Raw genomic sequence first — 13,515 nt, 5'->3', positions numbered from 1 at the left:
TGGCCGCAGTGATTATCCTAACCAGGTGAATAACGTGCTGGGCTTCCCCTTCATCTTCCGTGGTGCGCTGGACGTTCGCGCCACGCAGATCAACGAAGCCATGAAGCTGGCTGCCGTAAAAGCCCTGGCCGAACTGACCAAGAGTCCCGTTCCCGATATCGTGAACATTGCCTATAACGAAAAGAACCTGTCGTTCGGCCCTTCCTATATTATTCCTAAACCCCTCGATCCCCGGTTATTGAGCACCGTGGCTCCCGCCGTTGCCAAAGCCGCTATTGAAAGTGGTGTTGCGCAAATAACGATCACTGATTGGGAAACCTATGCCATTGAGCTCGACAAACGCCTTGGCCTCGATAACCAGTTGATGCGCGTACTCGGCGCCAAAGCCCGCCGCAACCCCAAACGACTGGTATTTGCCGAAGCGGATAACATTAAAATATTAAAATCGGCCCAGATCGCTTATGATGAGCGCATCGCTTACCCCATTTTGTTAGGCGATGAAAAAGCGATCAGGCAGATGGCACTGGATAACAGCATCGACATCGATGATATGCCCATCATTGACCCGCGTAATGATGAGTATGAAGAAAAACGCAAACAGTTCGGGGAGCTCTTCTTCAAAAAGCGCCAGCGTAAGGGTGTGAACCAGTATGAAGCATGCAAAATGATGAAGGACCGAACCTATTTTGGTTGCATGATGGTGGAAACCGGTGATGCCGATGCGGTGATCTCTGGCTTAACCCGCAACTACGCTGATGCTATTCGCCCGGCCCTGCAGGTGATAGGGATGGAAGAAGGGGTGAAAAAGATCGCCGGTATGTACATGCTGTTAACCAAAAGAGGTCCGTTGTTCCTGGCCGATACTACGGTGAACTTAAACCCAACGGCTGAAGAACTGGCCGATATCACCCTGTTGGCCGCCAAAGAGGTGCGCAGCTTTAACCTAACGCCGCGTATTGCCATGCTGAGCTACTCCAACTTCGGCAGCAGCGATACGCCTGAAGCCAAACTGGTTGCCCGGGCAAAAGACATCGTAAAAGAAAAAGATCCTACTATTATCATAGATGGTGAAATACAACCTAACATCGCCTTTAACCAGGAGATCCTGCGCGATAACTATCCTTTCAGCGAGCTTGTTGACCAGGAAGTGAATACCCTCATTTTCCCTAACCTGGCTGCGGGTAATATCGCCTATAACCTGATGAAGGAAATTGGTGGCGCCGATGCAGTAGGTCCCATTTTGCTGGGCCTGAAGAAACCAGTGCATGTGTTGCAGTTGGGAAGCTCCGTACGCAGCATCACCAATATGGCGCTTATTGCCGTTATTGACGCTCAATTAAAATGTCAGAACGCCAACCAGGACCCGGCTAAAAAGCCAGCCTGGTGGAAGAAGAAATAACCTCCCGGGGGAAAATACAGTTACAGGTTTCAGGTTACAGGGAGGTAACTCTCTTATACCTGAAACCTTTTTCATTTTCCCTGGAACCTGGAACTTGAAACCTGGAACTCAACTTTCCGGCAACAAAACCCGCTCTTTTGCGTTTTGGAGGTTTAGGCGTACTTTTACATTATTGCTTATCAATCATGACTTTATTTACAGAGTTTGGCCGTTACCTATTGATGATTAAAGGAATGTTTTCGAAACCAGAAAACATGAAGATGTATTGGAAAGAGCTGATGCACCAGTGTAATGAAATTGGGATCGGCTCATTAGGGATAGTAGTCATCATTTCGGCATTTATGGGAGCAGTATCTGCATTGCAAACAGCGTATCAGCTGGTTAGCCCTGTAATTCCTATGAGCACCGTTGCACAGATCGTGCGGGATACCGTTATCCTGGAGTTTGCCCCTACCCTGGTATGTATTGTACTGGCTGGTGTGGTAGGTAGTAAAATAGCCAGCGAGCTGGGTAATATGCGGGTGAGCGAACAAATTGACGCCCTTGAAATTATGGGTATCAATACCAAAACCTACCTGGTATTGCCTAAAATAATGGCTGCTGTTATCGTGATTCCCTTACTGGTAGTAGTTTCCGCTGCATTGGGCATCTATGGCGGACAACTGGCATCAACCACCGCAGGTATTCTGTCGCCTCAACAATATGAAACAGGATTGCTGCAATACTTTCAGCCGTATAATGTGTTCTTCGCCCTGGTAAAAGCTTATACTTTTGCATTCATTATTTCCAGCATACCAGCCTATTACGGATATTATGTAGAAGGGGGCGCCCTGGAAATCGGCAGATCAAGCACCAAGGCAGTGGTGGTAAGCTGTGTGAGTATTTTGGGCGCTGATTATGTGCTGGCTGCATTATTGTTGCATTAAAGGTTGAACACCTATGAATTCATAAACCATGATCGAAGTAAAAAACATAAAGAAAGGATTTGGTGAGAAAACCGTATTGAACGGTGTTAGCGTTACCATGCAATCAGGTAAATGTAACCTCATTATTGGCGCCAGTGGTAGCGGGAAAACGGTTTTTATGAAATGCATGGTTGGCTTACTGGTACCAGACGAAGGCGAAATTTGCTACAACAATTCAGACTTCAATAAACTAAATACCGAAGAAAGGAAAGAGATCCGCCAGCAGATCGGGATGCTGTTCCAGGGTTCGGCCCTGTTCGACAGCTTAACGGTTGAACAAAATATTATGTTCCCCCTGAACATGTTCACAAAGGATACCTATGCCAAGAAATTAAAACGGGTGAACGAGGTGCTGGAAAGAGTGAGATTGAAGGACATTAATAAAAAATTCCCCGCAGAACTCAGCGGTGGGATGAAAAAAAGGGTAGGTATTGCCCGCGCCATTGTGTTAAATCCTAAATACCTTTTTGTTGACGAACCCAACTCCGGGCTCGATCCGCAAACTTCCCTCGTTATTGATAAACTGGTTAAAGAAATTACTACCGAATACGACATTACTACCGTAGTAAACACCCACGATATGAACAGCGTAATGGAGATCGGCGATCATATCATTTTCATGCACCAGGGTAAAAAAGAATGGGAAGGCAGCAACAAGGAGATCATTTTTAATAAAAGTGAACGCCTGAACGACTTCATTTTCGCTTCCGACTTCCTTAAAGACGCCAAGGATATGCGTATGCTGGAACAGTCCGGTAAAATTGATAACGACCGCGATATGGATAAACTCATAAACGGGTAGTCAATTGATAATAGGCAATTGGCAAATTTTCCCTAAACGGCGTCAGTTTGCCTATAATCGAACCGCGCCGCAATTCGCGAGCCCCTGTCTAATGCTTATTATCTATTATTTTCTACGCAAACGTTCCCGGGATTACCATTTTAATTGCCAATTGCACATTGGCCATTATCCCCTATTTTTGCGGACCCGATAAATGTCGGGAATCTAAATATTTCCGCTGATGAGTATTTTAGTAAACAAACAATCAAAGATCCTGGTGCAGGGCTTCACCGGCACAGAAGGTACCTTCCATGCTACTCAAATGATAGAATATGGTACCAATGTAGTAGGTGGCGTTACACCAAACAAAGGGGGCACATTGCATTTGGACAGGCCGGTATTTAATACCGTAGCGGAAGCAGTAAAGGAAACCGGGGCTAATGTGTCTATCATATTTGTACCGCCGGCTTTTGCATCCGATGCTATTATGGAAGCCGCCAATGCCGGTATTGAACTGGTAGTATGTATTACAGAAGGTATTCCTGTGCAGGATATGGTGAAAGCCAAATTATACCTGCAAGGCACTAAAACCCGCCTTATTGGGCCCAACTGCCCGGGTGTAATTACCGCAGGTGAGTGTAAAGTAGGTATCATGCCTGGTTTCGTTTTCAAAAAAGGTAAGATCGGTATCGTATCAAAATCTGGTACCCTCACTTACGAAGCCTCTGACCAGGTTGCTAAAGCCGGTTTGGGTGTTTCTACAGCTGTTGGTATCGGTGGCGACCCCATCATTGGTACTACTACCCGCGAAGCGCTGGAAATGTTTATGAACGATCCGGAAACTGAAGCAGTAGTAATGATCGGTGAAATTGGCGGTGGCATGGAAGCCGAAGCTGCCCGCTGGTATAAAGAAAACGGTAAAAAACCTGTAGTTGGTTTTATTGCCGGTCAAACAGCTCCTCCCGGACGCCGTATGGGCCACGCTGGCGCCATCGTTGGCGGTGCTGATGATACAGCTGCTGCTAAAATGAAGATCATGGAAGAATGTGGTATCACCGTAGTATCGAGCCCTGCTGATATTGGTGCAACCATGGCAAAGATCATTAAGAAGTAAGCGAACACGCTTAAACATATTTAACCTTGCAGATCTGCCTTGCTACAACAGCTGGCAAGATCTGCAAGGTTTTTTATTGTTTATTAATGATAGGTACGTACGTATTCTGCCAGCTCTTCTTTGCTTTTGCTGAAGGTAAAAACATTGTACACCACAAAGTAATTCTTGGGATCGGTTGTTTTACCATACATATACTTGGCTATTTCCAGCTTGCTGGCTTCAAAAGAAAATGCAGACAACAATGCCTTGGCCTGGTTTGAAGTAAAAAAGTTTTGATCGATGCCCGCTTTGGCAATAGCCATACGCGAATCGTCGAAACTTTCCCGGCGCACCGTTTCAATAAATGAATTAAAGGTGTTATCGGGCATGGGCCGGGGTTGATTATTATAATTGTTGTTGTGCCCAGGCCAGTTATTACCCTGGTTGTTGTTATAGTTCCCCTGTTGATTGTTGTAGTTATTACCGGGTTGATTGTTATAATTGTTACCTGGTTGATTATTGACAGGTTGAGAGGGAGGCATATTGAGCATTCCAGGATTTCTCCAGAGCATTTGGCCATCCTGGTATTGGTTACCTGTTATAGATTGTTCATCCACCATTACCCGGCCAAACCGGTTAATGATAACATCAACATAAAACTGCGGTTTTACATTCACGGGCTTGTTGAAGATAACAACCCGCTTTATGCCCATCATACCACCGCCTTTTTTGCCGGAGAACAATACCAGCTGGTGAGTGCCGGGTGGAAGGTCCCTGATATTCAGGCTGGGGCCACAATCAACATACGTCTGGCCATCCACTTCAAACTGAATATCTTCGGCACTTAAATTGGTAATGCTTAAGAAACTGTTGTAATTGTTGTTCTTAACATTGCCCATCATCTGTGCACGCGAGGTAAGCGCCACAACAATGGAAAGGATCAGGATACACGTTTTTCTCATACTGGGTGTTTTGTGCGAATAAGGGCTCCCGATTTATCGGGACAAGTTTAAAATACCTAGAACGAAATACCAGGTATTTCCGTTGCACAATTAAAGGGTACAACTACTTATATTTAATATTACTATATATAACATAACGTCAATAGGTTAGCTATTATTGCCAACCAACAGACGCGGGCATTTTAACAAATTGCCATTATGCATTTTATTGGCAACTTGCATCCGTTTAAGGAGGTTTGAAGTCAGTTGCTGGAGGTCGTTTTTAGATTGAACGTTTGAGCCTGCACTTCAGTATTCATTAACTTGTATAAAATTTGGCGAATGATATTTAAGCGTTTTTTTTCGTTAGTATGTACAGCCCTTATTTTTTTAACAACCTATGCGCAACAGAAGATGAAAACATACGACAAAGAGTGGAAACACATTGACAGTCTTTTTCAACAAGACGGTCTTACCGAATCGGCCCTTACCGAAGTAAATAAGATCTATTCACAGGCTAAAAAAGAAGGGAACGATGCCCAGGTAGTAAAAGCACTATTGTACCGGGCAGAATTACAACAATTGAAAGAAGAAGATCCCACCAGGAAAAGCATTCACCAGTTGGAAACAGAAACTGCTGAAGCAAAAGAACCGGTGCGTGCTGTGCTGCAAAGCATAACTGCTAAAAGTTACTGGAACTATTTTCAACAGCACCGCTGGCAATTGTACAGACGCACCAATACGGCCAATTTTCAAAAAGAGGACCTGGCCACCTGGACCATCGACGACTTTAATAAAAAGATCAGTGAATTATACCTGGCTTCTATCAGCAATGAAAAATTATTACAACAAACAAAGCTGGAGCCGTTTGACCCCATTATTACAAAAGGGAACGTACGGTATTTACGCCCTACCCTGTTCGATCTGCTGGCAAACCGCGCGTTGGATTATTTTAAAAATGATGAACGCGACGTGAACAAACCCGCCTATGCTTTTGAAATAGACGATGCGGTTGCTTTTGATGAGGCCAAAAAATTTTCGAAGCATACCTTCACTACCCGCGACACCGTTTCCCTGCAGTATAAAGCCCTGCAACTTTACCAACGTCTGTTGCAGTTTCATGCAGCAGATGTGAAACCCGATGCGTTGCTGGATGTGGACATTGACAGATTACAATACGTGCATGAACATGCCACCATCGAAAACAAGGATTCGCTGTACATAAAAGCGCTGCAGCAAATAGGTGACCAATATGATTTAATACCCGCCGCCACGCAAGCCTGGTATTACCTGGCCCAGTGGCATAATGAGCAGGCCCAGAAATATGAACCACTGAAGGGGGAGCTTTACCGCGATGAATATCTGAAAGCGATAAGCATTTGTGATAAAGTAATTGCCCAGAAAGACAACAGCGAAGGAAAAGCCAACTGCCTTAACCTGCGGCAGGAAATACTGCACCGGGAGTTGAACCTGCAAACCGAAAAAGTGAATGTGCCCGGTCAGGCCTTTCGCACCCTTATTACTTACCGCAATTTTACTACCGTTAATTTCAAGGTGGTAAAGATGGACCGCAAAACACGCGATTCGATCGGGGAAAATAACTGGGACGATGAATTCTGGAAAAAACTGCTGGGCTTACCTGCCATTACCAGGTTCAGGCAGTCATTACCCGATACCAAAGATCATCAGAAGCATTCCGCAGAAATAAAAGTAGATGCATTGCCCATTGGCGAATATGCGTTGATCGCCAGCGTAAACGACCAGTTTACCATGGCCGGAAACCTGTTGGCCGTGCAATATTTCTATGTTTCAAATATTGCCTACATCAACAAAGGCGCCGATTACTTTATTTTGAACCGGGAAACCGGCCAGCCCCTTGCAAACGCCAATGTACAGGTATGGTACCAGTCATATGACTATAACAAACGCAAGTATACCGGCAGCAAAGGACAAACCAGTGTTACAGATGAACATGGGTATGTAAAGCTTGAGTCTAAGCAGAACAATAATGACCATAACGTTCAGCTGCAAATAACCCATGGCGATGACCGCTTGTATCTGGATGGTTACATATACAATTATACTTACGACGATAGTCATGAAACAGAGGAAAAGAACTTCAAGGTAGCGTTCCTGTTCACCGACCGGTCTATTTACCGGCCCGGACAAACGATCTATTTTAAAGGCATTCTGGTAAACACCAATAACAAGACCAAAGCAACCACCATTGTTCCAAATTTCTCCACCAGCGTTTCTTTATTTGATGCCAATGGACAATTAGTAGATTCCATCCCTGTTACTTCCAATGAATTCGGTTCTTATTCCGGCAAGTTTACCATCCCTACTGGTTTACTGAACGGGCAGTTCAGGATCGCCGATCAAAAAATATCAGGCAATATACATGTCTCAGTAGAAGAATACAAACGGCCCAAATTCCTGGTGGAGGTAAACAAACCAACGGGCACCTATCGTTTAAATGATGACATAACGGTGAAAGGTATTGCCAAAGCTTATGCCGGTAACACCATTGATGGCGCCACGGTTAAATACCGGGTAGTGCGCAAAACCAATATGCCTTTTTGGTTTTATAGCGGCTACAGCAAAATGATCTGGCCGCCCTATGGCCAGGAAAGTGTTGAGATAGTACATGGCGAAATAACCACCGATGCCAAAGGAGAATTCAAGATCAACTTTAAGGCGTTGCCCGATAATGCAGTTCCCAAAAGCAGTCAACCCATTTTCGATTACCAGGTAACCGTTGATGTTACCGATGTGGCCGGCGAAACAAGAAGCGGCAATACCTATGTATCGGTGGCTTACCAGGCATTGAAGTTAAACCTGGATCTTCCAAAGAAAATGCATGCCGACAGCCTGAACAAAATACATCTTACCAGCACCAACCTGAACAACCTGTTTGAAAAAACAACGGTTACTGTTTCCATTCACAAACTGAAAATGCCCAACCGCATGTTCAGGGACCGTCTTTGGGAACAACCCGACCAGTATGTGCTGTCGCAGGATGAATTCTATAACCTTTTCCCCTACGATGTTTATAAAGACGAAAACGATCCTGCCAAATGGGCAAAGGAGCAGAAGGTGGCTGAAAAAACCGACACCACTTCCAACACCCAGCCATTTACACTCGATCACTCGCCTTTAACACCTGGCTGGTATGCCGTTGAAGCCATCACCAAAGACAAGTATGGCGAGGAAGTAAAAGATATCCGGTATGTACAGGTATATAACCAGTCAATGGTAAGTCCGCTGGCTACCGGCGGTATTGAAACTGGCAACACTACGGTTGAACCCGGCGAAAAAGCCAGTTACCAGGTAAGCACTACATTGGATGATGCATTTATCATTCATGAAGTGAATAAAAAAGAGCATGTCAGCGAGCTAAGCTTTTTCACCCTGAACAAGAACAGCCGCTCATTTGATTTACCGGTAACGGAAAATGACCGGGGCGGTTTTGGTATCCACATCGCCTTCGTAAAACACAACCGGTTTTATTCAGAAGAGCAAACATTCCTTGTTCCTTACACCAATAAAGAACTGACCATTGCATATGAAACCTTCCGCGATAAAACCCTGCCAGGCAGCGAAGAAAAATGGAAAGTGAAGATAAGCGGTTATAAAGGCGATAAAGTGGCGGCTGAAATGCTTACAGCTATGTACGATGCTTCACTCGACCAGTTTAAACCACAGGTCTGGTATAAGCCATCATTGACGTGGAATACCAATTATTATCCTACCCGCAGTTGGGAAGGCAACACCTGTTTTACGACAGTACAATCAATAGAGAAAAATAATGAGACCAGTAATTATGAAAGCTTTGACAAAGAGTATGATGTATTAATGGACCTGCCCGGGAACCTGGTTTACTCCAGGCTTGCCCGCGCTGGCGGTGGAGGCGATAAAAGAATGAAAGAGTCTGCAAAGATCGCAGCTCCTGAACCGTTATCAGCTGCTGCACCAGCAGGAGCCATGCAAGATGTAGCAGTTGTTGGTTATGGGACGGCAAAAAAGAAAGCCGACACCAATGTACAGCAAGGTGAAATGCTTGTAGAGGGACAAGTTGTAAAAAAACCGGAAGCTGGTCCTGCCGTTCAGGTTCGCACCAACCTCAACGAAACAGCATTCTTCTTCCCCGACCTGCATACCGATGCCAATGGTAATATTGAATTCTCTTTCACCATGCCCGAAGCAGTAACGCAGTGGAAATGGATGAGTCTGACGCACACCAAAGACCTGGCGTTTGGTATGGATACCAAAACCATTGTAACGCAAAAAGACCTGATGGTGCAACCCAATGCGCCTCGCTTTTTGCGCGAAGGCGATCACCTGAACTTCAGCGGTAAAATTGCCAACCTTACCGATAAGGAAATAACCGGTCAGGTGCAATTACAATTGATAGATGCCACTACCAACCAATCGGTTGATGGCTGGTTCCACAACGTAATGCCCAACCAGTATTTCACCGTACCGGCCAAACAAACCGTTCCGGTAACCTTTAATATTGAAATTCCTTACCAGTATAACAAACCGGTAACCTATCGCCTTATCGCCAAAGCCGGCGACCTGAGCGATGGCGAAGAAGCCATCCTGCCAGTTGTGAGCAACCGCATGCTGGTTACAGAAAGCCTGCCTCTGCCCGTTCGTGGCAACGGCACCAAGAACTTTACGTTTGAAAAGCTGGTGAAAAGCGGCAGCAGCGAAACGTTGAACAACCATTCGCTTACCGTAGAGTTTACCACCAACCCGGCCTGGTATGCGGTACAGGCATTGCCTTACCTGATGGAATATCCCTACGATTGTGCCGAACAAACCTTTAACCGGTATTATGCCAATGCGCTGGCCACCAGCATTGCCAATGCCTCACCAAAGGTTAAAGAAATATTCGAGCGCTGGAGAACCACCGATACAGCAGCCCTGATGAGCAACCTTCAAAAGAACGAGGAACTGAAAGCGGTGTTGTTGGAAGAAACGCCCTGGGTAATGCAAGCCAAAAACGAAGCGCAACAAAAAAAGAATATCGCCCTGTTATTTGACTTGGTGCGCATGAGCAATGAGGAAACAAAGGCCATTGCCAAACTGCATGAATTGCAAAGTTCCAATGGTGGGTTTGTATGGTTCAAAGGCGGTCCCGATGATCGTTATATGACCCAGTACATTATGACCGGTGTAGGTCACCTCAAAAAACTGAAGGTGAATACAAAGAATGACCTGCTGGAAGAAATGGTAAAAAAAGCCCTTCCTTATCTCGATGAGCGCATTAAAGAAGACTATGAGTACATGCTGAAACACAATAAGGGGAAAGAAGATAGTGACTACATCAGCCCGCTGCATATTCAGTATTTGTATATGCGCAGCTTCTATCCTGAAGCAGGTGTACCCGGCGGCGTGTTCAAAGCTTATAACTATTACCGCACACAAGCACAGAAAAACTGGGTAAAACAGAGCCGCTATATGCAGGGGATGATCGCCCTGTCGCTGTTCCGTACCGGTGATGTGCAAACCGCCAACAATATTGTAAGATCAATAAAAGAGAATGCCATTCACAATGAGGAAATGGGCATGTACTGGAAGGAATTCACCGGTGGCTATTACTGGTATCAATCCCCTATCGAAATTCAGTCGTTACTGATTGAGACCTTTACCGAAGTAACAAAGGACATCACCGCGGTGAACGATATGAAACTGTGGTTGCTGAAACAAAAGCAAACCCAGGACTGGAAAACAACCAAAGCCACCGCTGATGCCTGCTATGCGTTAATGCTGCAAGGTTCCGACCTGCTAACCAACACACCTGAGGTAACTATTGACCTGGGCAATACAACCATCCGCAGTAAAGAACAGCAACAGGAAGCCGGTACCGGTTATTTTAAAAAGGTGTTTGATGAAAAACAGGTGAAACCGGAGATGGGTAATATAAAAGTAACCGTGTCGTCAACAGCCAATGATAACAAAGGAGCTGCTGCCTGGGGCGCTGTTTACTGGCAGTATTTTGAGAACCTCGACAAAATAACGCCTGCCGCCACTCCATTGCAACTGACCAAAAAGTTGTTTGTTGAAAAGAATACCGATCGCGGTCCGGTTTTACAACCCATCAATGAAGGCCAGGCCCTGAAAGTAGGTGATAAAGTGAAAGTGCGTATTGAATTGCGTGTTGATCGCGCCATGGAATATGTGCATATGAAAGACATGCGGGCTGCCTGTATGGAACCGGTGAATGTTATCAGCCAGTTTAAATGGCAGGGCGGACTGGGTTATTATGAAACAACGAAAGATGCCAGCACCAATTTCTTTTTTGGTCAGCTGCCCAAAGGCACTTACGTTTTTGAATATCCCCTGTTTGTTACCCATACCGGTAAATTCAGCAACGGCATTACAACCATTCAATGTATGTATGCCCCTGAATTTACCAGCCATAGCGAGGGAGTGCATGTGACGGTAGAATAAAAAGAGTCATAATTTATAAAGTGAGGCTGCATCTGATAAAGGTGCAGCCTTTTTTGTTACAGGTTACAGAGAAGCCAATAAGTTTTGGCCGCGTAACGGGAAACTGGTAACCGGTAACCCCCAAGCGGGGCAGGCGCTGAAACTTGAAACCTGAAACTGCTACCTTACACAACGAAAACCTAATCTATCCCTGATAATTTCTTTATAATTTCGCCCCATGCATGTTGATTTTATACTTATCGGACAAGGCATTTGCGGCACCTTTTTGAGCTGGGAGTTGCAAAAAGCAGGTTATTCTTTACTGGTGATCGACAACAACAAACCCGGCACGGCTTCAAAAGTAGCGGCCGGCATTATAAACCCGGTCACGGGCCGGCGCATTGTAAAAACCTGGATGATTGACGAGGTAATGCCCTTTGCCTGGCAACAGTATAGGGAGCTGGGAAAACAATTACAGGTCACCACCATTGAGCAAAAAGATATTGTTGATTTCTTCCCCACTCCGCAAATGAAGCTGGCCTTTGAAAAACGATATGCTGAAGACACCCAATACCTTTCCATCCACAACGATGCCAACGCCTGGAACAATTATTTCAATTACGATTTTGGTTATGGCACCATTACGCCCTGCTACCTGGTAAACCTGCCGGAGCTGTTACCGGCCTACCGGCGTTTATTGTTAAACGATAACCGCCTGCTCGAAGAACACTTTGATCATACGCAACTACAAATCGTTTCAGACACCATTCATTATAAAGGCTTCACCGCACAACGCATCATTTTCTGTGATGGTATTGCCAGCTTTAACAATCCCTGGTTCAGCAACCTGCCCTTTGCGCCCAATAAAGGCGAGGTATTGCTGGTTGAAGTGAACGACATGCCTATGCAACACATCTTTAAAAAAGGTATCAATTGGGTTCCGTGGAAGGATAATATCTTTTGGGTTGGCTCCTCGTACGAATGGGATTTTGCCAGCGATCAACCAACAGATAATTTCCGGGACAGGACAATGGCAGCCCTGCAGCAATGGATAAAAGCTCCTGTGCGCCTGCTGGAACATACTGCCGCTGTACGCCCGGCCACCATTGAACGGCGGCCGTTTATCGGCTTTCACCCCAACCAACCGTCCATTGGCATCTTCAATGGCATGGGAACCAAAGGCTGTTCCCTGGCGCCCTTTTTTGCCCCCCAACTGGTGCAACACCTTCAGCATCAAACACCGGTACAACCTGAAGCCGATATTCAGCGATTTAAACGGGTATTATCGAAATAATATAATTTTGCTTCGTCCGCCGAAACCTTGGCGTAGGCGGGCCGGACCTGAGTAATATTAATAAAATATCAAATCAATAACTGTGGGCGAGGAATCAAACGACCTGTATGTAATACCAGCGAAGTTTCGCAAGATCGAGAATTTACATATCTTATTCTGGCTGGTGAAAGACCTTTGCTGGTGCCTGATCCTGAGGCCGCTTGGTATTATCATGATCTTCCCTACCCTCATCGTTGCCATCTGGATCGCCTGGCGTAACCGCCACATTGTAGCCGAGTTAACGCATAACGTAGCCATCGCCTTATGGATAGTGGCCAACTCCATGTGGATGATTGCTGAGTTTTATAATATCGATGAAAAGGTAAGGCCCTATTGTATCATTCCTTTCTCACTGGGCATTTTGACCCTGTTCTATTACTACCTCTATTATTCTCCCCTGCAAAGAAAGAAGGCAAAAGCCAAAGTCAAAGCTTCCTGAATATCAGGAGTGTTTATATGGAATATGACCACGCGATACCTTCCAGATGTATCCATCAATAATGTAATGCGTGATCTGTGGAAGCGCCAGCAATGGGATCAATAATACCAGCACTTCTTTTGACGG

General features: G+C 45.4%; 8 protein-coding genes and 1 pseudogene. 8 read left to right on the top strand and 1 reads right to left on the bottom strand.

All coding sequences use genetic code 11. The annotated features are described in order from the left end of the window. From ACJ751_RS25420 to sucD, 5 genes and pseudogenes are all read left to right on the top strand, one after another. Positions 1-295: pseudogene (locus ACJ751_RS25420) on the top strand (NADP-dependent malic enzyme); the annotation flags it as partial. Between the two features lie 69 nt (positions 296-364). Beyond that, positions 365-1,399: a phosphate acyltransferase gene (locus ACJ751_RS25415; RefSeq protein ID WP_407748342.1), complete on the top strand. Its 1,035-nt coding sequence runs from the start codon at positions 365-367 to the stop codon at positions 1,397-1,399. Positions 1,400-1,653: 254 nt separating this feature from the next. Continuing rightward, on the top strand, positions 1,654-2,325 hold the full coding sequence (locus ACJ751_RS25410; protein ID WP_407748341.1) for an MlaE family ABC transporter permease: 672 nt from the start codon (positions 1,654-1,656) through the stop codon (positions 2,323-2,325). Positions 2,326-2,353: 28 nt separating this feature from the next. After that, entirely contained in the window at positions 2,354-3,166 is an 813-nt protein-coding gene (locus ACJ751_RS25405) for an ABC transporter ATP-binding protein (RefSeq protein ID WP_407748340.1), read from the top strand. A 220-nt stretch (positions 3,167-3,386) separates the two neighbouring features. Then, positions 3,387-4,259, top strand: coding sequence for a succinate--CoA ligase subunit alpha (gene sucD, locus ACJ751_RS25400; protein WP_407748339.1), 873 nt, complete (start codon positions 3,387-3,389; stop codon positions 4,257-4,259). Between the two features lie 83 nt (positions 4,260-4,342). On the opposite strand, the gene ACJ751_RS25395 is transcribed toward sucD, so the two are convergent. Beyond that, entirely contained in the window at positions 4,343-5,200 is an 858-nt protein-coding gene (locus tag ACJ751_RS25395) for a DUF4476 domain-containing protein (RefSeq protein WP_407748338.1), read from the bottom strand. A gap of 393 nt (positions 5,201-5,593) precedes the next feature. Between ACJ751_RS25395 and ACJ751_RS25390 the strand changes: the two genes are divergently transcribed. The 3 genes from ACJ751_RS25390 (at position 5,594) to ACJ751_RS25380 (ending at position 13,389) form a co-directional block, all read left to right on the top strand. Then, positions 5,594-11,638 carry an alpha-2-macroglobulin family protein gene (locus ACJ751_RS25390; protein WP_407748337.1) on the top strand — a complete coding sequence of 2,015 codons (6,045 nt, stop codon included), beginning with the start codon at positions 5,594-5,596 and terminating at the stop codon, positions 11,636-11,638. Positions 11,639-11,855: 217 nt separating this feature from the next. Beyond that, on the top strand, positions 11,856-12,911 hold the full coding sequence (locus tag ACJ751_RS25385; protein ID WP_407748336.1) for an NAD(P)/FAD-dependent oxidoreductase: 1,056 nt from the start codon (positions 11,856-11,858) through the stop codon (positions 12,909-12,911). Positions 12,912-12,993: 82 nt separating this feature from the next. Beyond that, a complete protein-coding gene (locus ACJ751_RS25380; RefSeq protein WP_407748335.1) occupies positions 12,994-13,389 on the top strand; it encodes a hypothetical protein in 396 nt (131 codons plus the stop codon). Positions 13,390-13,515 lie beyond the last annotated feature (126 nt).

It is taken from the genome of Niastella sp. (assembly GCF_045805085.1).
Taxonomy (GTDB): domain Bacteria; phylum Bacteroidota; class Bacteroidia; order Chitinophagales; family Chitinophagaceae; genus Niastella.
The sequence above is the reverse complement of the archived record's forward strand: the minus strand, read 5'-3'. Positions and strand labels throughout refer to the sequence as shown.

Coding starts and splice junctions, on each gene's coding strand:
- ACJ751_RS25415 (WP_407748342.1), top strand. CDS start 365: ATGCGCGTACTCGGCGCCAAAGCCCGCCGCAACCCCAAACGACTGGTA.
- ACJ751_RS25410 (WP_407748341.1), top strand. CDS start 1,654: ATGAAGATGTATTGGAAAGAGCTGATGCACCAGTGTAATGAAATTGGG.
- ACJ751_RS25405 (WP_407748340.1), top strand. CDS start 2,354: ATGATCGAAGTAAAAAACATAAAGAAAGGATTTGGTGAGAAAACCGTA.
- sucD (WP_407748339.1), top strand. CDS start 3,387: ATGAGTATTTTAGTAAACAAACAATCAAAGATCCTGGTGCAGGGCTTC.
- ACJ751_RS25395 (WP_407748338.1), bottom strand. CDS start 5,200: ATGAGAAAAACGTGTATCCTGATCCTTTCCATTGTTGTGGCGCTTACC.
- ACJ751_RS25390 (WP_407748337.1), top strand. CDS start 5,594: ATGAAAACATACGACAAAGAGTGGAAACACATTGACAGTCTTTTTCAA.
- ACJ751_RS25385 (WP_407748336.1), top strand. CDS start 11,856: ATGCATGTTGATTTTATACTTATCGGACAAGGCATTTGCGGCACCTTT.